The 24771-nt window shown below is 56.5% G+C and carries 18 protein-coding genes; 16 read left to right on the plus strand and 2 right to left on the minus strand.

Features of this window, described 5'->3' with window-relative positions:
• Window positions 1-65 precede the first annotated feature (65 nt).
• The 6 genes from C6362_RS10070 (at window position 66) to C6362_RS10095 (ending at window position 7416) form a co-directional block, all read left to right on the plus strand.
• Window positions 66-1595, plus strand: a complete 1530-nt coding sequence (locus C6362_RS10070) for a cobyric acid synthase (RefSeq protein WP_014016777.1) — start codon at window positions 66-68, stop codon at window positions 1593-1595.
• The gene (cbiB, locus tag C6362_RS10075) at window positions 1592-2551 is read left to right on the plus strand and encodes an adenosylcobinamide-phosphate synthase CbiB (RefSeq protein ID WP_014016776.1); all 960 of its coding nucleotides are present in this window, start codon (window positions 1592-1594) and stop codon (window positions 2549-2551) included. The genes C6362_RS10070 and cbiB overlap by 4 nt, the downstream gene beginning before the upstream one ends.
• On the plus strand, window positions 2542-3402 hold the full coding sequence (locus C6362_RS10080) for a GHMP family kinase ATP-binding protein (RefSeq protein ID WP_014016775.1): 861 nt from the start codon (window positions 2542-2544) through the stop codon (window positions 3400-3402). The genes cbiB and C6362_RS10080 overlap by 10 nt, the downstream gene beginning before the upstream one ends.
• Before the next feature lie 4 nt (window positions 3403-3406).
• On the plus strand, window positions 3407-4480 hold the full coding sequence (cobD, locus tag C6362_RS10085) for a threonine-phosphate decarboxylase CobD (RefSeq protein WP_014016774.1): 1074 nt from the start codon (window positions 3407-3409) through the stop codon (window positions 4478-4480).
• A gap of 197 nt (window positions 4481-4677) precedes the next feature.
• Window positions 4678-6012, plus strand: coding sequence for a branched-chain amino acid transport system II carrier protein (gene brnQ / locus C6362_RS10090; RefSeq protein ID WP_014016773.1), 1335 nt, complete (start codon window positions 4678-4680; stop codon window positions 6010-6012).
• A gap of 18 nt (window positions 6013-6030) precedes the next feature.
• On the plus strand, window positions 6031-7416 hold the full coding sequence (locus tag C6362_RS10095; protein ID WP_014016772.1) for an amino acid permease: 1386 nt from the start codon (window positions 6031-6033) through the stop codon (window positions 7414-7416).
• A gap of 109 nt (window positions 7417-7525) precedes the next feature.
• Here the strand turns inward: C6362_RS10095 and C6362_RS10100 are convergent, their stop codons facing one another.
• On the minus strand, window positions 7526-8428 hold the full coding sequence (locus tag C6362_RS10100) for a fumarylacetoacetate hydrolase family protein (RefSeq protein ID WP_014016771.1): 903 nt from the start codon (window positions 8426-8428) through the stop codon (window positions 7526-7528).
• Window positions 8429-8960: 532 nt separating this feature from the next.
• The gene (gene gdhA, locus C6362_RS10105; RefSeq protein WP_014016770.1) at window positions 8961-10310 is read right to left on the minus strand and encodes an NADP-specific glutamate dehydrogenase; all 1350 of its coding nucleotides are present in this window, start codon (window positions 10308-10310) and stop codon (window positions 8961-8963) included.
• Window positions 10311-10561: 251 nt separating this feature from the next.
• Here gdhA and C6362_RS10110 point away from each other — a divergent pair, with 251 nt between their 5' ends.
• The 10 genes from C6362_RS10110 to C6362_RS10155 all read left to right on the plus strand — a co-directional run bounded on the left by C6362_RS10110 (window position 10562) and on the right by C6362_RS10155 (window position 24764).
• On the plus strand, window positions 10562-11473 hold the full coding sequence (locus C6362_RS10110) for a PHP domain-containing protein (protein ID WP_014016769.1): 912 nt from the start codon (window positions 10562-10564) through the stop codon (window positions 11471-11473).
• Entirely contained in the window at window positions 11470-12414 is a 945-nt protein-coding gene (locus tag C6362_RS10115; RefSeq protein WP_014016768.1) for a peptidoglycan recognition protein family protein, read from the plus strand. The genes C6362_RS10110 and C6362_RS10115 overlap by 4 nt, the downstream gene beginning before the upstream one ends.
• A 124-nt stretch (window positions 12415-12538) precedes the next feature.
• Window positions 12539-15823 (plus strand): transcription-repair coupling factor, encoded by a 3285-nt coding sequence (gene mfd, locus C6362_RS10120; protein WP_014016767.1) that lies wholly within the window; start codon window positions 12539-12541, stop codon window positions 15821-15823.
• Window positions 15816-17387, plus strand: a complete 1572-nt coding sequence (locus C6362_RS10125; protein WP_014016766.1) for a putative polysaccharide biosynthesis protein — start codon at window positions 15816-15818, stop codon at window positions 17385-17387. Before mfd ends, C6362_RS10125 begins: the two co-directional genes overlap by 8 nt.
• Before the next feature lie 46 nt (window positions 17388-17433).
• Window positions 17434-18153: a DUF554 domain-containing protein gene (locus tag C6362_RS10130; RefSeq protein ID WP_014016765.1), complete on the plus strand. Its 720-nt coding sequence runs from the start codon at window positions 17434-17436 to the stop codon at window positions 18151-18153.
• A 317-nt stretch (window positions 18154-18470) separates the two neighbouring features.
• On the plus strand, window positions 18471-18941 hold the full coding sequence (locus C6362_RS10135; protein WP_014016764.1) for a MarR family winged helix-turn-helix transcriptional regulator: 471 nt from the start codon (window positions 18471-18473) through the stop codon (window positions 18939-18941).
• On the plus strand, window positions 18938-20029 hold the full coding sequence (locus C6362_RS10140; RefSeq protein ID WP_014016763.1) for an efflux RND transporter periplasmic adaptor subunit: 1092 nt from the start codon (window positions 18938-18940) through the stop codon (window positions 20027-20029). Before C6362_RS10135 ends, C6362_RS10140 begins: the two co-directional genes overlap by 4 nt.
• A complete protein-coding gene (locus C6362_RS10145; RefSeq protein WP_014016762.1) occupies window positions 20026-23070 on the plus strand; it encodes an efflux RND transporter permease subunit in 3045 nt (1014 codons plus the stop codon). The genes C6362_RS10140 and C6362_RS10145 overlap by 4 nt, the downstream gene beginning before the upstream one ends.
• 208 nt (window positions 23071-23278) lie before the next feature.
• Complete coding sequence (locus C6362_RS10150) at window positions 23279-24019, plus strand: flavodoxin (RefSeq protein ID WP_014016761.1); 741 nt, start codon at window positions 23279-23281, stop codon at window positions 24017-24019.
• 19 nt (window positions 24020-24038) lie between these two features.
• Window positions 24039-24764 carry a flavodoxin gene (locus C6362_RS10155; RefSeq protein ID WP_014016760.1) on the plus strand — a complete coding sequence of 242 codons (726 nt, stop codon included), beginning with the start codon at window positions 24039-24041 and terminating at the stop codon, window positions 24762-24764.
• The last annotated feature ends 7 nt before the right edge of the window (window positions 24765-24771 follow it).

Raw genomic sequence — 24771 nt, forward strand, 5'->3', positions numbered from 1 at the left:
TTTCCGTCAGACAAGATATAATAAAACCATTGCAATAGAAATGAAACAGGTGAGGGGGAAGCTGGTTGGCACAGTACATCATGCTGCAAGGGACGAGTTCTCATGTCGGCAAGAGCATCATTACGACGGCGTTGTGCCGTATTTTCTTACAAGACGGGAAGAAAGTCGTGCCTTTCAAGGCTCAGAATATGGCCCTAAATTCGTATGTCACTGCCGATGGCCGGGAAATGGGCCGGGCCCAGGTCGCCCAGGCGGAGGCTGCGGGATTGCTGCCCATGGTGGCCATGAATCCCGTTCTCTTGAAGCCCACAGGAAATGCCTGCTCGCAGGTCATCATCGACGGCCGCTCCGTCGGCAATATGTCGGCCCGGGACTACCACAAAGGCTATTCGCTCAAGGCCTTCGATGCCGTCAAGCGCGCTCTGGCTGAACTGGATAAGGCTTACGATACTTTGGTCATCGAAGGCGCCGGCAGTCCGGCAGAAATCAATTTGAAAGATCACGATATCGTCAATATGCGCGTCGCCAAATACCTAGGCGCACCGGTGCTCTTAGTGGCCGATATCGACCGCGGCGGTTCGCTGGCCGCCCTGGTCGGCACGCTGGAGCTGCTCGACCCGGACGAACGGGACCTGGTCAAAGGCCTGGTCATCAATAAATTCCGCGGCGACGTATCGCTATTTACGCCGGCCATTGACTTTTTAGAGAAAAAGACAGGCAAGCCCGTCTTGGGCGTAGTCCCTTATGTCGACGACCTGGGCATCGACGAAGAAGATTCCGTGTCCCTCGACGATCAGGAACAGCGGCCGGCAGCCGATAAGGTATCCATCGCCGTCGTCCAGGTCCCGAAGATTTCCAATTTCACCGATTTTGACAGCCTGGCCCGGGAAGACGACGTCGCCTTGTACTACGCCCGCCATCCCAGCGACCTGGCCGGTGCCGATGCGGTCATCCTGCCGGGCAGCAAGAACACGACGGAAGATTTGCTCTTCCTCCGCGAAAACGGCTGGCCCCAGGCCCTGTACGATTTCATGGCGCAGAAAAAGCCGGTCATCGGCATCTGCGGCGGCTACCAGATGATGGGAGAAGCCGTCTGTGACCCGGAACGGACTGAATCCGATATAGGCCGCGTCGAAGGCCTGCATCTCCTGGGCGTGACGACGACCTTTGTATCCCGGAAATTGACGTCCCAAGTGACAGCCGACTGCCGGGAACTGCCCTTTTTAGGAGAAACGCTGTCGATTCCCGACTTATCCGGCTACGAAATCCACATGGGCCGGACAGAAAGCGGCGGGGACGACGTCTATCCCTTTATCGTCACCGGCCGCGCTGGCCAGCCCTGCCAAAGCCCGGCCGGCGCAGCCCGGAAAGACGGCCTGGCCTGGGGCACGTACATCCACGGCCTCTTTGACAACGACGAGTTCCGCCGTCAGTTCCTCAATGGCCTGCGGAAGCAGAAGGGCTGGGATGCCCTGCCGGTGACACGGCATTACCGGCAGGAAAAAGAAGCGAAATACGACCGCCTGGCCCGGATTGTCCGCCAGTCCCTGGATATGAAGCGCCTGCGGCAGATTATGGAAGAAGGAATACAATGATTACTGTACTGACCGCTTTTATCGTAGATTTCATCATCGGCGACCCCCATACGAAACTTCATCCCGTCGCCCTCATCGGCCGCTGGATCAGCTTGCTCGAACGCTTGTTTTATAATGAAAAATCGACGAAGTGGGAACATTTCATCTTAGGCGGTTTGACCGTCGTCATTACCCTGCTGTTTGTCTATAATATCACGCTGGTCCTGGTCCTGGCCCTGGAATTTTTGCCGAATGAACACTGGAGTTATATCATCCAGGGCGTCCTCCTGTCCTTCATGATCTGCCCGCGCAGCCTGGCTAAGGCCGGCCGCGAAGTCTACCGGTATCTCGTCCGCCATCATCTGCGCATTGCCCAGCTCAAAGTCGGCAAGATCGTCGGCCGCGATACGGATCATCTGGACAGTCCGGAAGTGACGCGGGCGACGGTGGAAACGATTGCTGAAAATACCGTCGACGGCATCGTGTCGCCGCTGTTCTTCTTCGCCATCGGCGGCCTGCCCCTGGCCGTCGTCTATCGTGCGGCGAATACCCTCGATTCCATGATCGGCTATAAGAATGATAAATACATTTATTTCGGCCGCGTCGCAGCCCGCGTCGACGACGTCCTCAACTACATCCCGGCCCGCCTTACGGGACTGCTGTTCATCGCCGTCGCCGCCTGCCTGGGTTATGACGCCAAAGGAGCCTGGCGCATCATGCGCCGCGATGCTTCCAAGCATCCCAGTCCCAATGGCGGCTATGCCGAAGCGACCGTGGCCGGTGCCTTGGGCATCCGTTTGGGCGGGCATAACCGCTATTTTGGCAAGGATACGTTCCGTGAATATATGGGTGATGCCGACCATGAACTGGAGCCGCAGTACATCCGCAAGACGATATATCTCATGTACGGCGTATCCCTGACTGTCGGTGTCCTGACAGCCCTTCTTTCCTTGGGGCTCTACGGCTTATGGAGCTGACTGTCCGCGTCCCCGGTTCGTGTGGGGAAGTGATGCAGGGTATCTGGCAGGATGAGCCCTTCCTGATCACGTGTCCCATCGACCGGTACAGTACGGTCGTCGTCCGTCCCGGCAGGGGACGGCTCCTGGGCGGCGGGGAAAAGGCCCGTCGGGCTTTGGACCTGGGCCGGACATATTGCCGGTGCCAGGACCTTCCGTATGATTTTTTCCTGACGTCGGACCTGCCTCCGGGCAAGGGCATGGCTTCAAGTTCCGCCGATATCTGCGCGGTCCTGGCCGCCGTCGCCGCCGTTTGCCAAAAGTCACTTTCCCAGCAGGACATAGGCCGTCTGGCAGCTTCCATTGAGCCGACAGACGGCGTTTTTTGTCAGGGCATGGCCATGATACAGCCGGAAACAGGGGCTATCTGGCACGTGTTTCCCGAGGTGCCGTTCCTGGCTATTGCCGTCTTCGATGTCGGCGGGACCGTCGATACCGTCGCTTTCCACCGGGTCCATCGGGACCGGATCCGGCCGGTCCAGGCGCCTCTTTTTCTGGGTCTGCAGCTCCTGACGGCTTCCTTGACCGACCGCCACCTGGGGCTGGCGGCTTCTCTCAGTGCCCTGGCCAATCAGCCGTGGCTGCCGAAACCGGATTTTACGGCTTTTCTCCAGGCCGCCCTGGATCATCCTGCCGTAGTCGGCGTCAATGTGGCCCACAGCGGCACCGTCGCCGGCGTCTTCTTTGGTTGTGAAGCTTCTCCGGCATCCCGGGAAGCGGTCATTGACACCCTGTGCCGGCAGTTCCCGCAGTGGTCCTATCGGGAAACGGTTCAGTTGCAGCCGGGCGGTATTTTTACAGAAATCAGGTGACTTCATGATACAGCGATTTGAACATGGCGGCAATGTCTACCAGCCGTCGCCGAAAGGAAAGGCCTGGCTGGATTTCAGTGCCAATATCAATCCCCTGGGCCTGTCGCCGGCTGTGCGCCAGGCGCTGGCGGCCCATCTCGACCAGGTCGTCCACTATCCGGATCCGGCCGGGACTGCCTTGCGCCAGGCCTTGGAACAGGCTTATGGCGTACCAGGTGGATCTATCGTCCTCGGCAATGGCGCTGCCGAGCTTTTTTATCTTTATATGCATACCTTCCGGCCTCAGCGGGTCCTGCTGCCGGTCCCTTCCTTCAGTGAATACGAACGGGCTGCACGGGCTGCCGGGGCCGTCGTCGATTATGGTTATCTGAAGGAGGACGACGGCTTCGCCTTCCCCTGGAAGGAGCTTCGTCAGGCCTGCGGCCAGTCGGACTGCATCGTCCTCGGCAATCCCAACAACCCGACCGGGACCTTGGCTGCGGCCGATGAAATCATGGCCCTGGCTGAAGTCGGCGCCCGCAAGGGGACGGACATCCTCGTCGATGAATCGTTCCTCGATTTCCTCGAATCCGACGAGGCTTATTCGGTCCTTCGCCAGGCCTGGGACAGGGATAACCTCTTTGTCATCCGGTCGCTGACGAAATTTTACGCCCTGCCCGGCCTGCGCCTGGGCTTCGGCGTCACGTCGCCCTTGCGGCGCGGCCTCATGGAAGGCCATAAGGACGTCTGGAATGTCAACGTCCTGGCCCAATATGCCGGCGTCGCCGGACTGAGGGACCGGGCCTATCAGCAGGCTTCGCGCCAACTGGTCCAGCAGGAAAAAGAATGGCTGTACGGTCAGATGAAAAAAATTCCCGGTCTCTGCGTCTATCCGCCGTGCGTCAATTTCATCTTCTGGAAACTGACTGGCGACGGCGCCCGGACGGCTGACCTGGCAGAAGTGCTGAAAGCCCAGGGCTTGCTGATACGCGACTGCGCCAACTATCCCGGCCTGTCGGCAGCTTATGGCCGGACTGCTGTGCGAACACATGAAGAAAATGAAAGATTCGTGGCTCTTTTAGCGGAAAATATTAGATAAGTTCGAGATTTCACGAAAATATTAAAGAAAGATTAAAGGCTCATTAGAATTAGATTAAACTTGCAAAAAAGTCATGATTTTTTTTCTTTTTTATGATAGAATGAAGTCACAAATTAAACTATTTAATTTATTATATTTTCTGTCCTTATGATTTCTTGACAAAATCTAAAATTTTACAAAGATAGGAGGAGTGTCATATGGGAGAAAATAAAGGAAACAGAACGATTGCTATCGGCTTAATGTTGTTCGCACTGTTCTTTGGTGCTGGGAACCTGATTTTCCCGGCTGCCATGGGTCAGGCTGCCGGCTCGAATGTCTGGTGGGCTGTCCTGGGCTTCGTCGTCACCGGTGTCGGCCTGCCCTTGGCCGGGGTCCTGGCCATGGGCTATTCAGGCTGTAAGAACTTGCAGGAACTGGCTGGCCGCGTCCATCCGGCATACGGTCTCTTTTTTACCGTCATCTGTTATCTGACAATCGGACCGTTCTTCGCTATCCCTCGTACGGGCAGTGTATCTTATGAAATCGCCGTCCGTCCGTTCTTGCAGAGCGGTGGCAGTGACATGGTCATGACGGGCTTTTTGATTTTGTTCTTCGTCATTTCCTTCTGGCTGTCTGTATCGCCGCAGAAACTGGTCGACCGCATCGGCAAGATTTTGACGCCGGCCCTGCTGCTGACGATTTTGCTGCTCATTGCCAAATCCTTCATTACGCCCCTCGGCTCGCCGCAAGACCCGACGGCTGCTTATGCGACGGCCAGCATCGCTGCCGTACAGGGCGTCCTCGATGGCTACAACACAATGGATGCGATTGCATCGCTGGTCTTCGCCATCTTGGTCATTGAATTTGTCATGGAAGACGGCGCTACGGAACCGGCTGCCATTACGAAAGAAGTCTTTAAAGCCGGCCTGATTGCTGTAGGCTGCCTGGCTTTCGTCTACATCTTCATCGCCAAGATCGGTGCCGACAGCGTCGCTGCCTTCGGTATCCAGGAAACGGGCGCACCGGTCCTCTCCAAGAGCGCAATGATCCTCTTTGGCAATGTCGGCGCGGTCATCCTGGCTGTCATCGTACTCCTGGCCTGCTTGTCGACCTCTATCGGCCTGATTACGTCGTGCGCTACGTATTTCAATGAACTCGTCGGCAACATCGGCTATAAGAAATGGGTCACCATCTTCACAGTCATTTCCTTCTTCGTTGCCATGTTCGGCTTGAAGACCATCATTGTCGCCGCAATTCCGGTCCTGATGTTCATTTATCCACTCGTCGTCGCTATCATCATCCTGACTTTCCTCAACAACTTGTATGATGGACGGCAGTGCGTCTACGCCTGGACCATCGGCCTGACCCTGATTCCGGCCTTGGTCACCGGCCTCCAGACGGCTAAGATTTCCTTAGGGCCTATCGACAGCATCTTCAATACGATGGTACCGCTCCACACCCTGGGCATGGGGTGGATCAGCTTCACCATTGCCGGCTTCATCATCGGCCTGATCTGGAAAGCGGCTGTTTCCAGCAAATCTGTTAATCAATAGGGAGCGAAGACACATATCATGAATATATTACGTCGTAAATCTTTTGATGACCTGCTGGCCCATACGCAGGAAAAGAAATTGAATAAGGCTCTTGGAGCCTTCGATATCACCCTCATGGGCCTGGGCATCATCATCGGTACGGGAATCTTCGTCCTCACCGGCATCGGTGCAGCTAAATACGCCGGTCCGGGCCTGATGTTATCCTTCGTCTTCGCCGCGATTACTTGTGCGTTTGTCTGCCTGGCTTATTCGGAACTGGCTTCGTTCCTGCCCGTATCCGGCAGCTCCTATACCTACGCTTATGCGTCCCTCGGCGAAATCTTTGGCTGGTGGGTCGGCTGGAGCCTCATCCTGGAATACTCGGTCGGAGCCAGTGCCGTAGCCGGCGGCTGGTCGGCGTACTTCGTCGGCATCCTTCATTCCTGCGGCATCGACTTGCCGAAAGCCTTGACGGCGGTACCGGCTGACGGTGGTATCATCAACCTGCCGGCTGTCCTCATCGTTGCCCTGGCTACGGCGCTCCTCGTCGTCGGCGTCCGCGAAAGCGCTCACGTCAACCGCATCCTGGTGTATGTCAAGATCGGTACGATTTTCCTCTTCCTCTTCCTGGCGGCACCACACATCGAACCGATGAACTGGCAGCCGTTCCTGCCCTATGGCATCCACGGCGTCTTTGCCGGCACGGCAGTCCTCTTCTTCGCCTACCTGGGCTTCGACGCCTTGTCGACGGCGGCAGAAGAAACGAAGAATCCGAAACATGACATGCCTATCGGCATCATCTCGGCCCTGGCCATCTGTACGGTCCTGTACATCGCCGTCTGCGCTGCCATGACTGGCGTCGTTCCGTATCCCATGCTCGATACGGCCGCTCCGGCCTCCTTCGTCCTGGAATACATCGGACTCCATCTCGGTTCGGCTATCGTCGGTACCGGCGCCATCTGCGGCCTGTCGACAGTCGTCCTGGGCATGCTCTTCGCCCAGAGCCGGGCCCTCTATTCGATGAGTCGTGACGGCCTCATGCCGATGAGTCTCTATAAGGTTCATCCGAAGTTCCATACGCCGTATATCATCCAGATTGTCATCGGCATCATCGTCGCCTGCATTACCGGTTTCACGCCGATCCACATCGTCGCGGAAACGTGCAGCGCCGGTACGATTTTCGCTTTCCTCTGTTCCTGTGTCGGCATCCTCGTCCTGCGCCGGCTCTATCCCGACCATCCGCGCGGATTCCGCTGTCCTGCCGTCCACATCATCGCCCCGCTGGGCTTCATCTGCTGTGCCTTCATCTTTTCTGAATTGTCGTCGCATACGCTGATACTGTTCACGGGCTGGACCATCCTGGGTCTCATCATCTACATGGTCTACGGACGCAAACACAGCCTCTTGCAGCAGGAGGGGAAGTAAGGCGCTTTGCGCCGTGGGTCGTTTGCCGTGGGTCGTTCATCGAACCTTCGCCAAACGAATCACGAACTACGAACCACAAAAAAAGCTGCCGCGTAAGCGGCAGCTTTTTTTATTTCACTTTATTCTTCAAGGTCCCGATGGCGGGAATGGTGATTTCTACCGTATCGCCGGAGTGGAGGAAGCGGGGCGGATTGAAGCCGACGCCGACGCCGCTGGGCGTACCGGTAGCGATGATGTCGCCCGGGAAGAGGGTCGTACCCTGGGAGATGGTGTGAATCAATTCGGGAATGGTAAAGATGAATTCGCCTGTCGAGCCGTCCTGACGGACTTCATTGTTGACTTTCGTGACGATGTCGAACGTATCCGGAGCGGCATCGCGCAAGAGGATATACGGCCCGATGGGGCAGAAGGTATCCAGGCTCTTGCCGTGGAACCACTGGACGTGGTTGGCCTGCAGGTCCCGGGCCGTGACGTCGTTGAGGATAGTGAAACCGTAGACGTGGTCCATGGCTTCGCCGACGGTGATGTCCGAACCTTCCTTGCCGATGATGACGGCCAGTTCGCCTTCATAGTCGACTTGAGATGTGACGTTCGTATGGGGGTCGATGAGGTCATCCGGGCCGATGACCGACGACGTAGCCTTGGTGAAGATGACCGGATATTTTGGCGGTTTAGGCATGGCTGTCTTGTCAAATTCGGCAATGTGTTCCGTATAGTTCTTGCCGATACAGAAAATATTCCGTTCCATATGGGGGATAGGGGCCATGATGCGTATCGTATCGAGCGGTTTGGCCTTGACGGCGCCCGTCTTTTCGTTCTGTTCCAGCGCATCGGCCAGGGCCAGCAGGCCGTCGTTGCCTTGACGGATGAATTCCAGCATCGTTTCCGGAAGGGGCGTAAAGAAAGCTTCTTCCAGGGCAATAGCCCCGTAGACCCCGTCTTCCGCTTCATTCAGGACGCCCCATTGGACGAACCCGAGGTCTTCAAAAGTGACAAGTTTTTTTATCATCATAAAAATTCGACTCCTTTACTCATGATAACTTATTATAGCATGACCACTAAAGAATGACTAGCGTAGCGGGATGCTCCGCCGTGAAATTCAACCACATCCTGTTCTTTGGCATAATTTCAGGTTTTACGAGCCATGGACTATGAACGATTGCTTTTTCTTGGACTCAGATGCGGCTATGCCGCGACAGACTCAAGCCGACAACGACGCTTCGGGAAGCCCTCAGCGCGTAGCGGGCCGCCCTCTGGGACAGCCCCTACGGAATCGCAGTCAGGCGATGGGAACAGTCTGCAGATGGCAGGCTGCGCGGTTCTACAGAACGCAAAAAGACACGGCCATTGGCCGTATGCGTAGGGGCCGTCCCAACGGGCGGCCCGCCTGATAGAGAGTGTACACACTATGCATGATGGGAGATGCATAAAGAATACCACATATACCAGAAGAGTTATATCTACGATTCCTAAGGTTAACGTAAAAAAAGGGGCTGTCTGAATGTGGCAGTCCCTTTTTATATCTACTTATTATTAAATTATTATTAAACTAAGCCCTGTTCAATCATGACGTCGGCGACTTTCATGAAGGCCGTGATGTTGGCACCGGCTACGTAGTTGTCGGGGACGCCGTATTTTGCGGCGTTGTCACGGGATTCTTCGAAGATATTGCGCATGATGTCTTTGAGGGTATCGTCGACTTTTTCGAAGGACCAGGACAGGCGTTCCGAGTTCTGGGCCATTTCCAGGGCCGATACGGCGACACCGCCCGCATTTGCGGCTTTAGCCGGTGCGAAGAGGACGCCGTGTTCCTGGAAGTATGCCATGGCGTCGAGGGTCGACGGCATGTTGGCGCCTTCGCCGATGGCTTTTACGCCGTTCTGGACGAGGGTTTTAGCCGATTCCAAATCGATTTCACCCTGGGTAGCGCAGGGAAGGGCGATGAAGGCCGGGATTTTCCACATATCGCGGCTGTTTTCATGGTATTCTGCGTTCGGGTGGGTTTCGATATATTCTTTGATGCGGCCGCGGCGGACTTCTTTGATGTCCTTGACGGCTGCGACGTCGATGCCATTGGGGTCATAGATATAGCCGTTGGAGTCGGAGCAGGTTACGACATTGGCGCCCATGGCCTGGGCTTTTTCGATGGCGTAGATGGCGACGTTGCCCGAACCGGAAACGATGACCGTCTTGCCTTTGATATCGATGTTCTTGTTGTCCAGCATATCTTTGACGAAATAGAGGAGACCATAGCCGGTAGCTTCGGTACGAGCAAAGCTTCCGCCGTAATCAATGCCTTTGCCGGTGAGTACGCCGGCATCGAAAGCATCCTGGATGCGTTTGTACTGGCCATAGAGAAAGCCGATTTCACGGGCGCCGACGCCGATGTCACCAGCCGGTACGTCGATGTTGGGGCCGATGTGACGGCACAGTTCGGTCATGAAGCTCTGGCAGAAATGCATGACTTCCCGATCCGATTTACCTTTCGGGTCGAAGTCCGAGCCGCCCTTGCCGCCACCGATGGGAAGGCCCGTCAAGGCGTTCTTGAAGATCTGTTCGAAAGCCAGGAATTTCAAGATGCTCAGGTTGACGCTCTTGTGGAAGCGCAGGCCGCCTTTGTAGGGGCCGATGGCGCTGTTGGCCTGGACGCGGTAGCCGCGGTTGACGTGGAAGACGCCGTTGTCATCTTCCCAGGGGACGCGGAAAATGATGACGCGTTCCGGTTCGATGATGCGTTCCAGGATGTGGTGCTGTTTATATTTCGGTTCCTTTTCCAGCATGGGCACGAGGGACGTCAGTACTTCGCGGGCTGCGTTCTGGAATTCCGTCTGTTCCGGGTCACGGCGCTGGATGATGGCCAGCACGTCTTCTACATATTGCTGCATTTCTGTCATAATGGATTCTCCTTTGAATGAATATTTTATTGTGTGAGGTAGTCGATGGATGCGTCTCGATGACTTTTTTGCATCCGTTGGAGCTATTATAGAAAATTTTTCAGAAAATGTAAACAAAAACTTAAAAAAATAGTAATAAGTATTTTAAAATAATAAAATTCGAAAAACGAATCATAAACTTCGTCCCGACTGGCAGGGTGGGCGGAAGCGTAGTATAATAGGGGCGATGTTTGAAGAAAGGAAGTGCATATATGGAAACATGGCTTGATTTGCATATGCATACCAAATACAGCATGGATGGCCAGTTCGAGCCAGCCGATTTGATGCGCCAGTGTGCCCAGGCCGGTGTGACGACGGTCGCCGTGACCGACCATGATTCGGTCCGGGCCATCCCGGAAGCACGGGATGAAGCGGCCCGGCTGGGGCTGAACCTGGTGCCGGGTATCGAAATCAGCTGTCAGTATGAAGGGAAGAATTTCCATCTCCTCGGCTATGGCATCCACGCAGAAGATACTGTTTTTGCGGCCATTGAAAAAGATGTATACAGTCAGCGCCGGGCCATTTCGGAGAAAATCCTCGATGCTGTCGAAGCCTTGGGCGTCGTCCTCGACAGGCCGGCTATTTGGGCGCTCTGCAGCGGCGATGCCATTGCGTCGGTCCACATCGCCCGCGTCGCCCTGGCGGATCCGCGCAACGCGGATTGTCCCGTCCTAGCACCGTACCGGCCGGGAGGTGCCAGAAGCGATGCGCCGTATGTCAATTTCGGCTGGGATATCTGCGGTCAGGGAGGGCCGGCTTTCGTGCCCATGACCTTCATGGCCTTCGACCGTGCCGTCGCTATCATCCACGACCATGGCGGCGTCGCCGTCCTGGCTCATCCCGGAGCCAATATGAAACAGAATCGTCCCTTGACGGAGAAGCTCATTGCCACAGGTCTCGACGGCCTCGAAGCGTATTGCAGCTACCACGATGAGGGGACGAGCGATTTTTACCGCCGCATCGCCGACGAGTACGGTTTGATGGCGACCTTGGGCAGCGACTATCACGGCCGGGCCAAGCCGCACATCCAGCTCGGGACCTACGGCCATCCGGCTCCGCAGGCCTTGTGGGACCGGCTCTGCCAAAAAATCAAACAACAACATGGGGAAGTGTATGTATCGTGAAAACGAAAAAAATGATATCCGCCCTGGCCTTGACGGTGTGCCTGGCCCTGGGCATGACGACCGGTTCTTTTGCGAGTCCTGTCAGTGAAGAAGGCGCGGCCTATACGACGGGCGTAGCCAGTGTCGATCAGCATATGGATGCCGCGGCCAAGGCCAGGGCGAAAGCCGCCAAGGCTTCCAAGAAAGACGGGAAAATGAAAAAGGATCAGTCTGGGAAAACGGAAGCCGCAACACCTGGCACGACGAGTACCGCCGCCAGAATGACGGCGGTGGCCAGTGTACCGCGGTCGGCCAAACCAGCCGGAGCCCGCGGCGTCATGCGCAATTATAATCCCGTCACCGATGCGGCACCGGCCGAACCGATGGCTGTCAAGGAAACACATTTCCAGTTCCGGGAAACGCTGCTCCTGCGGCCGAAGACGGACATGATCGTTATCCATCACGTCGGCATCCCCGATGGGGATACGTCGGCAGCGGCTATCCACCGCGCCCATTTGGCCAACGGCTGGGCTGGCATCGGTTATCATTACGTCATCCGCAAAGACGGGACCATTGAACGGGGCCGCCCGCTGGCTACGGTCGGTGCCCACGCTGAAGGGCAGAACTACCATACCGTCGGCATCAACGTGACGGGCAATTTTGAAAAAGAAATCCCCACGCCGGCCCAGATCCACTCGTTGGAAGGGCTGGTCGCCTGGATCTGCAAGACCTACAGCATCGTGCCGGGACCGTCTACCATCGTAGGCCATCGCGACGTCAACAGCACGGACTGCCCGGGACGCAACCTCTACAGCCTGCTGCCGCAGATCCGCAAGGATGTTGCCCGGAAGCTGAACGGCATGGATTCGTCCTATGAAGATAAGCTGAAAAAGACGAATTTCCTCAAGATGAGCCGCAAAGAACGGGAAGCTATCATCATGCAGGGCGCATCAGTCCTGTGATACCCATTGGCAGAGGCCAGTGAAGTATGATATAATCAAATAGTTAACCAATTCAATTACAATAAGGGCTGCACAGGGACCATCTCCCTGTGACAGCCCCAATTTGTCATGAGGTAAAAATGATATGAAGCAATTCTTTCAATGGATGAATCAAGATGAAAATATCCGCGAGGCTGTGACTGCGTTTTCTCAGCCGGGCTGCCATAGCATCTATGGTCTCAGCGGCTCGGTCAAGAGCGCCCTCGTCGCCAAGGCCTTGACGGAACGGCCGGGACAGGCTGTCCTTGTCGTCCCGTCGCGGGAACAGGCAGCGTCCTGGCGGGCAGACCTGGCCTTTTTGGCTCCGGACCTGCCGGTCCTGGACTTTCCCGTTGTCGACAAGGCCGTCTTCACGACGACGGCCAAGAGCCTTGACCGGACGGCCCGGCAGATGGAAGCCCTGGGACGCCTGCGTCAGGGGGACCGCCTCCTGATTCTGGCGGCACCGGAAGAAGCCGCCCAGTACGTCATGGCGCCGCAGCGCATCGATGCCGCGGCTATCGACGTCGCCATCCATCAGGAGTACGACCGCGATGAGCTGCTGCAGTACCTCGTCGACGCCGGCTATGAACGGGTGGACCTGGTCGAACGGCGCGGCCATTTTTCCGTCCGCGGCGATATCGTCGATATCTACGCCGTCAATGAACCGCAGCCGCTGCGCCTGGAATTTTTTGGTGATGAACTGGACAGCCTGCGCACGTTCGATGTGGACAGCCAGAAATCACAGGAACAGCGGGAGAAAGCCCGGATCCTGCCCATTTCCCTGACGGTCCAGGATGATGAAAAATACACCCTTCTGGATTATGCTGAACAGGGCGTCATCATCTGGGATGAACCGAACCGCGTCCGCGAAGGCTTGAAGAAAATCCTCAAGGAATCGGATGACTATAAAGGCCGCCTGGCCTCCTGGAAGAACCTGGCAGGCGCTGAACGCCCAGGTCCGCAGCTCATCTTGTCGCTCATGGCCCAGTCCGTGCCGGACATGGTAGTGGACACGTCGGCCAGCTTTGCTGCCAAGATGATGGCCAGTTTCCAGAAGCAGTTCAACCTCCTGGAAGAAGAAGTGGACCATTGGCGGTCGTTAGGGAATACCCTCCTCTTCGTCATCAGCAGCCGCGACCGGCGGGCTTCGCTCCAGGCCTGGATGAAGCAGCACGAATTGCCGTTCCGTGACTATGACGAGGCCCAGAGCCCGGCCGGCGGGATCTACGTCGTCGAAGGGGAAATCCACGACGGTTTCGAACTGCCCTATGCCAAGGTCGTCGTCGTCGCCGAACGGGATGTCTTCGGCACGCAGAAGCGGCGCCTGCGCCATCATGCGGCCAAAGGCCAGGAAATCAACGTCTTTACGGACCTCAAGCCCGGCGATTACGTCGTCCATGAAGTCCACGGCATTGGCCGCTACATCGGCATCAAGACCATTGAAATGGATGGCGTCCATAAGGATTACCTGGAAATCCACTATGCCGGCAAGGACATCCTCTACGTGCCGACAGACCAGTTGTCCCTGTTGCAGCGCTATATCGGTAACGAAGGGGATACGCCGAAACTGCAGAAAATGGGCGGTTCCGACTGGCAGAAGACGCGGGCCAAGGCCCAGAAATCCATTACCGACCTGGCCGAAAAGCTCGTCGCCCTTTATGCCAAGCGGGAAGTCGTCCAAGGTTATGCCTTTCCGCCGGACACGCCGTTCCAAAAGGAATTTGAAGAAGCCTTTCCTTATGAAGAAACGGAAGATCAGCTGAAAGCCGTCCGCGACATCAAGGCTAGCATGGAACGGCCGACGCCGATGGACTGCCTGGTCTGCGGCGACGTCGGTTTCGGCAAGACGGAAGTGGCCATGCGGGCCATCTTCAAAGCCGTCACAGCAGGCAAACAGGTGGCCGTCCTGGTGCCGACGACGGTTTTGTCGCAACAGCATTTCCAGACCTTCATGGAACGCTTCGGCCCCTTTGGCGTCCACGTCGACGTCCTCAACCGCTTCCGTTCCTATAAAGAAAAGAAAGATATCCTGGCCCGGACCCTGACAGGCGATATCGACGTCCTCATCGGGACCCACAGCCTGCTCAATAAAAAGGTCAAGTTCAAGGACCTGGGCCTCTTGGTCGTCGATGAAGAACAGCGCTTCGGCGTTGCCCAGAAAGAAAAATGGAAGGCCTGGGCCGCCAATATCGATGTCCTGTCCCTGAGCGCGACGCCCATTCCGCGGACGCTGCACATGTCCCTGGTCAACTTGCGGGAAATGTGCGTCATCGAAACGCCGCCGACCGACCGTTTCCCCGTCCAGACCTATGTGACCGAATACGACGCCCGCATCGTCAGCGATGCCATTATGCGCGAAAAGCGGCGGGGCGGCCAGGTCTTCTTCGTCTACAACCGCGTCGCGACCATCGAAAAGATGAAAGACCAACTCCAGGCCCTCTTGCCGGACGTGACCATTGGCATTGCCCATGGTCAGATGGCCGGGAGTCTGTTGGAATCGGTCATGTTCGATTTCTACGAAGGAAAATACGACGTCCTCCTCTGTTCGAGCCTCGTCGAAAATGGCTTGGACGTAGCCAATGCCAATACGATCATCATTTATGACGCCGACCATTTCGGCCTGTCCCAGCTCTATCAGATGCGCGGCCGCGTCGGCCGGAGCCACCGCATGGCTTATGCTTATTTCCTCTACCGCCGCGACAAGGTCCTGTCGGAAGTCGCTGAAAAGCGATTGCAGGCCATCAAGGAATTTACCGAACTCGGGTCGGGCTTCAAGATTGCCATGCGCGACCTGGAAATCCGCGGTGCCGGCAACCTCCTGGGCCGGGAACAGCACGGCAATATCGCCAGCGTCGGTTTTGCCATGTACTGTCACATGCTGGAAGATGCCATCGCCAAGGCCCAGACCGGCAAGGACGTGGCGCCGCCACCGCCGGAAACGGTCATGGAAATCCATGTCGACGCCTTCATCGACGACGACTATATCCAGAATGGTGGTCAGAAAATCGAAATGTACCAGCGCCTGGCTGTCTTATCGTCGAAAGAGGAACTGGCCGGCCTGCGCCAGGAACTGGCCGACCGCTATGGCAAGCCGAGCCAGCCCGTAGAAAAACTCCTGCAGGTCACGGAAACGCGCCTCGATGCCAAGGCTCAGGGCCTGGTACTCATCGCCCAGAAGAAGGATGTCCTGGAATTGAAATGGCAGCGCGTCGCCGATATGCCGGACCTTCCCAACTTGGAACCGTCCCTGCGCCGCCGTTTCCGCCTGGTGCCCAATCTGCCCGTCATGGTCCGCGTCTCCCTGGCAGGGATTTCCGACGTCCTGGCCTTCATCCAGACCCTGCTGACGGCTTTTTCATCATTGAGAAAGGGGAATTCCCTTGAGTAAGAACTCCTTTTTACGGGGCGCCATGGTCCTCACCATGGCCGGTATCGTCGTCAAGATCTTAGGCGGGCTGAACCGTATTTTATTGTCGCGCCTCTTGGGCGGCGAGGGCATCGGCCTCTATCAGATGGCTTATCCTGTCTATATCCTGCTTTTGAGCATCATCGGCGCAGGGATTCCCATTGCCGTGTCCATCATGATCGCTGAAGAAGCGGCCAAAGGCCATTACAGTGGCGTCCGCCGTATCTTCCATGTGACCCTGGCCTTTATGACTGTCGTTGCTGTCGTTTGCGGCTTGGCCCTGCCTTTTGGCGCCCATGGCCTGGTCGAAGTGGGCATCGTCCGTGATGGCCGGGCCTTCCCGGCCCTGGCCGTGTTGGCACCGGCTTTGACTTTATCCGTCATAGCCTGCTGCTTCCGCGGTTATTTCCAGGGTCTGCAGCTCATGACGCCGACCGCCTTGTCCCAGATGGCGGATCAATTCGTCCGGGTTTGCACCATGCTCGTTTTGGCCTGGCTCCTGCTGCCGAAGGGGCTGGAGTGGGCCGCAGCCGGTGCGGCCTTTGGTGCCATCCCCGGGGCGGCTGCCGGGCTGCTGCTCATCACCTTCTTATATTACCGCTACAGCCGCCAGCCTATGCCCGAAGATGACGGCGTCTTCCGCGTCCAGTCGCCACGGCGCATCATCCGCCGGCTCATTGTCCTGGCCGTGCCCGTGGCGGCAGCCAATATGCTCCTGCCGGCCGTGGCCAGCATCGACTTGTTCATCGTGCCCTTGCGCCTGGAAGCGGCTGGCTACAGTACGCATGAAGCGACGGCCCTCTATGGCTACCTGACGGGTATGGCCAACGGCCTGGTCCAGCTGCCGGCCATCTTGACCATCGCCTTGGCGACGAGCCTCGTCCCGGCCGTATCGGCGGCTTTTTCCCGTCATGACCGGGACGTCATCCTCGACCGGACCGACACGGCTATGCGCATTGCCAACGTCATCACCGTACCGGCCTGCCTGGGCCTGGCCGTCCTGGCCGTGCCCATTTCCCGGCTCCTCTACGCGACGCCGGCAGCGGGACCGGCTATCTGCGTCCTGTCCATTTCCGTCTTCCTCGTCGGTCTCCAGCAGATTACCAGCGGCCTCCTGCAGGGCATGGGCCATACGGCGGTCCCCCTGTACAATATGGCTGCTGCAGCCGTTGTCAAAATCGTCCTCAGCTGGCATCTGACGGCCATTCCCTGGCTGGGTGAAGTCGGCGCCGCCTGGGCGACCAATGCCGACCTGGCTGTCGCGACGGCGCTCAACTTGTACTTTGCCCATAAATACATCGCCTACCGCGTCCAATGGCGCTACGTGGGTAAACTCTTCCTGGCCGGTGCCGCCATGGCCGGTACGGCCTGGCTCGTCCATCACGCCCTGATCGTCCTCTTCGGCAACGCCGCAGCCACCCTCATCGCCATGATGGCCGCCGCCCTGGTCTACCTCATAGGCCTCATCGTCTTCCGGGCCCTGACCGTCGAAGACATCGAAAAGATTCCCGTCATCGGGAAAAAAGTGAGCCGGCGGATACCTTGAAGTTCGCCGGCATCTGTTTTTATTTTTTTAGAAAGGCGGGAGTTTTTTGTTTCCAGGAATAGGTGTTTTAGCGAATGTATTGGGCATTGTCGGTGGTGGACTCTTGGGGCTGGGGTGCGGACGGCTGATATCAGAGCGTTTCCAAAAGGCCATCATGATGGCCTGCGCTGTGGCGGTCATATTCCTCGGTTTGACGGGAACGGTCAAAGAGATGCTGCAAATCGGCGCTGATGGGGGAGTGACGCTCGTCGGGACGAACTGTATGCTTGCGAGTCTCATCGGTGGTGCAGTCATCGGTGAAGCCATCGACCTCGAAGACCGCATGGAGCGTTTCGGGCACTGGCTCCAGCAGAAGACGGGCAGTGGCGGTGACACGCGATTCGTCGAAGGCTTCGTCACGGCATCCCTGACAGTCTGCATCGGTGCCATGGCCGTCATCGGTTCTATCAACGACCGCCTGCTCAGTGACCCCTCTGTCCTGTTCGCCAAGACGGTAATCGATGCCGTCATCGTCATGATCATGACATCGGCGCTGGGCAAGGGCTGCATCTTTTCCGCAATTTCTGTCGGCATCTTCCAGGGAATCATCTTCCTGCTGGCCGGCTTTCTCGAACCTATCATGACGCCTGCTGCTCTAAAGAGCCTCAGCGCCGTCGGCAATATCCTGATTTTCTGTGTCGGCACGAACCTCTTCGGCCTGCCTCACGTGCGCATTGCCAACCTGCTGCCGGCACTCGTCATCGCTGTCGTGTGGGTGCTGGTCTGATTCCAGGACATCCCTGTATGGAATCGGAATACGATGCGGCGTTCCACCGCGATAAATTCGAACTAACAACGACGCATCGGGGATACCCTCAGCGCGTAGCGGGCCGCCTTTACAGGACGGCCCCTACGATGGCCCCAATCGGGGCCTTTTTTTACGAGCCGAGGGTCACTCGAGGCGATGTCGTCCGTTTGCATCTGTCGCCGCGCAGCGGCATTTGAGTCCGGGGCGGCCTGTGACAGCGCCTTGCTTTTTCCCTTTCTTTTTGCTATACTACAGATAGATAGTTGAGCAAATCAACTAATTACAGAGAAAAGGGGATGCGGAGCGTGGATTATTTAAAGGTCAGCCATGATTTCAGCGTGATAAACCAGCGTTCGCAAGCCTATGTGACCGAGGCCTGTCGGCCGTGGAAGTTATCTTATTCGGAACACGTGACCCTCATGAGCCTGTACAGCAACGACGGCTGCCGGCAGCATGAGCTCTGTCAGGTCATGAAGGCCGATAAGGCTTTGGTGGCCCGCAATCTGAAATTGTTGGAAGAGAAGGGGTTCGTCAGCCGCCGTCAGCAGGGCGATGACCGGCGCTATAAATATCTCTATTTGACGCCGAAGGCCCTGGATTTACAGGATACGATGGAGGGCATCCTCAAGCGATGGGTCGAGATTCTCGTCCGAGGTATCGACGAGGTGACGCTGGACAAGGCGTTCCAGCTTATGCATCAGGTGGCGGACAATGCCGTCGAGGCGGAAGTGGCTCCGCTGGATCCGCAGAAGGAGATGAAAGTATGAAAGCATATTGGAAATATACGGCTGCAGCCATGGCCGTCGTGGCAGCCCTCAGCCTGACAGGCTGCGGCCAGCAGACGCAGCAGGCCGAACAGCCCCAGCTGGTCAAGGCCATCCAGGTCGGCAGCGAAAGGGCGGGTACGACGGCTGGAACCTATTCGGGGACCGTCAAAGGCCGTTACCAGAGTAATCTGTCCTTCCAGGCCGGCGGCCGCATTACGGCCCGCAACGTCCAGCTCGGCTCGCAGGTCCATGCCGGCGACGTCTTGATGACGGTCGATCCGAAGGATATTGCTCAGGCTGTCAACCAGACGCAGGCCAAGGTCGACGCTGCTGCTGCCCAGCTCCAGCTGGCCCAATCCAATTTGAACCGCTATCAGCAATTATACAATATGGATGCCATCAGTGCGTCCGTCCTGGACCAGTACCAGACGGCCTACGACCAGGCTTCGGCCCAGTATAACCAGGCCCTGGCTGCTCAACAGGCTCAGGAAAACCAGTTGTCTTATACACAGCTCACGGCCGATGCCGACGGCGTCATTTCAGCCGTATCGGCCGAAGTCGGGCAGGTCGTCGCGGCCGGTCAGACTGTGGTCACCCTGGTTCATTCAGGGGACTTGGAAGTCCAGGTCAACGTGCCGGAAAATAAATTGGCCGATTTCCCGGTGGGCAAGAACGTGACCGTCACTTTCTGGGCCCTCCAGAACCAGCAGGCTGCCGGCGTCGTCCGCGAAGTGGCGCCCATGGCCGATGCAGCGTCGCGGACGTACCAGGTCAATATTTCCCTGCCCAATCCGCCGGACGGCATGCAGCTCGGCATGACGGCTACCGTGGCTAACGGCAGTGAACAGGCAGTGGCTGAAGATACCTTCGTCCTGCCCTTGGCCGCTATCTACCAGACCGGCGACACACCCCAGGTCTGGGTCGTCGGGGAGGACAAGACTTTGTCCCTGAAAGATGTGACTGTCCAGGATTTTGGCGATAATAGCGTCAAGGTCACGGGTCTCAGCCGCGGCGATGTCGTCGTCACAGCCGGGGTCCATATGCTCAGTGAATGTCAAAAAGTCCGCGTAGAGGGGGAAGATGAATGAAAAATTTATCGGAAGTCTCTATTCATAACCGCGTCCTCGTCTGGTACTTCATCATCCTCATCGCCATTGCCGGTATCTTTTCCTACATGAAACTGGGACGTATGGAAGACCCGACGTATACGGTGCGGACCATGGTCGTTTCCGTCGCCTGGCCGGGAGCTACGGCAGAACAGATGCAGGAACAGGTGACGGACAAGATCGAAAAGAAACTGCAAGATACGCCGAACCTGGATTATATCAAAAGTTATTCCCGGCCCGGCCAGTCGGTCATCTACGTCTATCTCGACGACAAGGCGCCGCGCGACAGTATCCGCAGCACGTGGCATGAAGTCCGCAATCTGACGGAAGACATGAAGAAGGACCTGCCTGAAGGCGTCTACGGCCCGTATTATAACGACCGCTTCGATGACGTCTACGGTTCTATCTATGCCGTCACCGGCGATGGTTATTCTTATGAAGAACTGCGCCAGAAGGCCGAAAAGATACGCCGCATGATGATGTCCGTCGACGATGTCAGCAAAGTCGAACTGGTCGGCGAACAATCGGAAAAGGTCTATATCGAAGTGGCTAATTCCAAATTGGCCGAACTGGGCATTGCGCCGACGACCATTGCCGATGCCGTCAAAGGCCAGAACCAGATGACGCCGGCCGGTATGGTCGATACTCAGTCGGATAACGTCTACCTGCGCCTGTCCGGTGTCTTTGAAGACGTCGAAGCCATCCGCAACCTGCCTATCAATGCCAATGGCCGCGTCTTCCGCCTGGGTGACATCGCCACGGTCGAACGGCGCTATACGGAACCGGCAGACCCGAAGATGTTCTACAACGGCAAACCGGCCGTCGGCATCGCCTTGTCCATGAAGAGCGGCGGCAATAACCTGAAGCTCGGTGAAAACCTGAAGAAATTGCAGGAAAGCGTCAAATCCGATTTGCCGGCAGGCATGGAAATCCACCAGGTATCGGACCAGCCGCAGGTCGTCAAAGAGTCCATCAGCGATTTTACCAATACCCTGCGCGAAGCTATCATCATCGTCCTCGTCGTCAGCTTCCTCAGCCTGGGCCTGCGGACGGGCCTGGTCGTCGCTTTCTGTATCCCTCTGGTCCTGACCGGCGTCTTCTGCGTCATGGAAGTGGCCGGCATCGACTTGCATAAAGTCTCTTTGGGGTCCCTCATCATCGCCCTGGGCCTCCTCGTCGACGACGCCATCATTGCCGTCGAAATGATGACCGTCCAGCTGGAGAAGGGCATGAACCGCGTCGATGCGGCCTGCTATGCCTTCAAGGCAACAGCCAAGCCCATGCTGACGGGGACGCTCATCACTTGCTCCGGCTTCATCCCCGTCGCCTTTGCCGACGGGGCGGCGTCGGAATTTTGTAAAGATTTGTTCCCTGTCATTACGGCGGCCCTGGTCTTGTCGTGGATCGTATCGGTCATGGTGGCGCCGCTCTTCGGCTATTACCTGATCAAGCCCAAGGTTGCCCAAGGGACGGAGCCGGAACCGTTGTACCAGAGCCGGTTCTACGTCTTCTTCCGCAAGGTCCTGACCTGGTGCCTGACTCATCGGGCCCTGGTCATCGGCGGGACAGCGGCCATGTTCATCTTGTCTGTCGGCTTGATGAAACTCATTCCCCAGGAATTTTTCCCACCCTCTCTCAGACCGGAACTCATCGTTGAAATGACCCTGCCTGAAGGCTCGTCCATGCAGGCGACGCAGAAAGAAGCGGCCCGCTTTGCCCAGTATCTCGACAGCCAGCAGGAAAAACTCAAGGATTATTCGTATTACGTCGGAGAAGGGGCGCCGCGCTTCGTCCTGACCATCGAACCGGTCCTGCCGGCCAACAACTACGCTCAGTTCGTCGTCGTCGCCAAGGATACCCAGACGAGGGAAGAATTGACGCAGTCCATCAAAGAAGAAATGGCCGATAAGTTCCCCAACGTCCGCTGCAACGTCAAGAACGTGCCCTTAGGGCCGCCGTCGGATTATCCCATTATGCTGCGCGTATCCGGCTACGATACGGATAAGGTCAAAGCCTATGCCCAGCAGATTGCGGCGCGCATTGCCAAGGACCCGAATACGGAAAATGTCTTCCTCAACTGGGATCAGAAGAATAAGATCATGCACGTCGACCTGGACCAGAATAAATTGCGGGCCATGGGCATTTCCGGCGAAGATATTGCCAAGACCTTGTATACAGAACTGTCCGGGGCCACAGTCGCACAATACTACGCAGCCGACAAGACCATCGGTATCCAGCTGCGTCTTCAGGACAGCGACCGTAATGACCTGGCCAAAATCAAGAGCCTGCCTGTCTACGTAGGCCCGGCCGGTTATGTGCCGCTGGAACAGATTGCCAACGTTTCCTATAAAGGTGAAGATGGACTCATCTGGCGCCGCGATTTGAAGCCGACCATCACCATCAACGGCGGCATCAAGTCCGGTACGGCTAACGATGCGACGCAGAAAGCCTACGATTCTATCGCCGATATCCGGGAAAGCATGCCCTTTGGCTATACCGTCGAAGTCGACGGGGCCCTGGAAAACAGCCAGAAATCCCTGAAATACCTGATGGTGCCCGTGCCTATCATGATCATCATCATTATGACCCTGCTCATGTTCCAGCTCCGCAGTCCGTCGCTCATGTTCCTGGCCCTGATTACGGCGCCCATGGGACTTATCGGCGTTTCCTGGGGGATGCTCCTCTTCGGGAAATCCCTGGGCTTCGTCGCCGACTTGGGCATCCTGGCCCTGGGCGGCATGATCATCCGCAACTCCATTATCCTCCTGGACCAGATCCAGAAGCATATGGCTGCCGGTGAGGACCCGTGGCACGCCGTCATCGACTCGGCGGTCATGCGCTTCCGGCCCATCATGCTCACAGCCGCTGCGGCCATTTTAGGCATGATTCCCCTCATGCGCAGCGTCTTCTGGGGCCCCTTGGCCGTTGCCATTGCCAGCGGCCTCTTCGTCGCCACCGTCCTGACCCTGCTGGTCCTGCCGACGATGTACGCTGCCTGGTTCAAAGTAAAAAGAACGAGCTAGGTTCATGGTTCGTGGCTCTCCTTATTACTCCAAAGGAGGTTGTCTTAATACGACAGCCTCCTTTTTGTCGTGCTGCCATACTCTAAAGACATTTCTAATAATATGTGATAAGCATTTCACATAACAGAAAATGGAAGGTATACTACAAGTATGATATTGCTTTAAGTATAGGCCATAGTGAATGTAAGAAAAAAAGGAGATGTCTATTATGAGGAAGAAAGTATTAGGTCTTGCTTGTGCCATGATGATGACGGCGTTCCTGACGGCTTGCGGTATCAGTGATATTACGGGTAAGTCAAGTTCATCTGGTAATCTGAGTCAGAAAAAGCTCACGAATCCGACCGTATCTGCGTCGGTAGTCCATCACCCCCAGGGAAACCCGCATAAGATTCTCATTGCCTATTTTACGTATCCGGAAAATACGGATGCCAAGGCCATTCATTCGGATAAGTACGACGTCATGAGTTCAGCCAGCCTGAAAGTCAAGGATGGCGTCGCTGTTGGCAATAATACGGTTATTGCTGATTATATCGCCAACCAGACTGGCGGCGATTTATTCTCTATCCTGACGGAAAATCCCTATCCGACGAGTTATGAAGAAACTGTCGACCAAGGCAAGGCGGAAATTCAGAATCAGGAACTGCCTGCTTTGAAGAGTCATGTCGATGACCTCAGCGGCTACGATACGATTATCTTAGTTTATCCAAACTGGTGGAGCACCTTGCCAGCGCCGGTACAGTCGTTCCTGAAGGAAACGGATATGTCAGGAAAACAGGTCTACGCTATCGTCACATCCGGTGGCAGTGGGTTCTCCGACACCATCCAGAACATCCAGCAGACTGAACCGGGGGCTTCGGTCCACGAAGGATTTGCCCTGCATCATAAGGACATGGATAAAGCTGAAGAAATGACCCAGCATTGGCTGAATCAAATGGGGTTCACACAGTAAGTAAAATGGAGGGATTCTTATGAAATTGGTAAAAATCATGCGAGTTGTTTTCTTAGGGGCGGCTATGTTCCTGCTGACGGCCTGCGGCGAAACGGGAACTTCCGTGCAGAGCACGTCGGAAAATACAGCGTCGGCACCGGCTTCCGGCGTCTATGTGCCCAATCAGACGGGCAAGCCTATGTCGGAAGACATCAAAGATGAATTGGAAAGCAAACATAAACAGGAAGCAGCTGCCATCAAGACCATCCAGGAAGAACCGAAGGGCAGCCATAAAGGCCAGCGCATCCTTATCGCCTATTTCACCTGGGGCGGCCGGTCTGGTGAAGTGGCCCATATGATACAGGACAAAATCGGCGGTGACCTCTATGAAATCAAGCGCGACCCCGATTACTCCCGCGATTACTCGACGGTCCTCAAAGAATCGGCGCAGGAAGTTGATGAAAATGTCCATCCCCAATTAGCCGGCACACAGCCCGACCTGTCGCAGTACGATGTCATCGTCCTCGGCTATCCCTGCTGGTGGTTCACGGCGCCCATGACCATTCCGTCGTTCCTGGAAGGGAAAGATTTGGCAGGGAAACTCATCGTGCCCTACATGTGTTCCTATAGCAGCCCCTTTGAAGTCACCTTGCCGGCTCTGGCTGCCGCAGCTCCCGGTGCCCGCCTCTTTACGGGTCTGACCCTGGATAAAGATACGGATTACAGCGTCATCGATCCCTGGCTGGATAAGGCCGGATTGTTATAAGACAGGA

Origin of the sequence: Megasphaera elsdenii DSM 20460, from assembly GCF_003010495.1 — a bacterium.
Taxonomy (GTDB): Bacteria; Bacillota; Negativicutes; order Veillonellales; family Megasphaeraceae; genus Megasphaera; species Megasphaera elsdenii.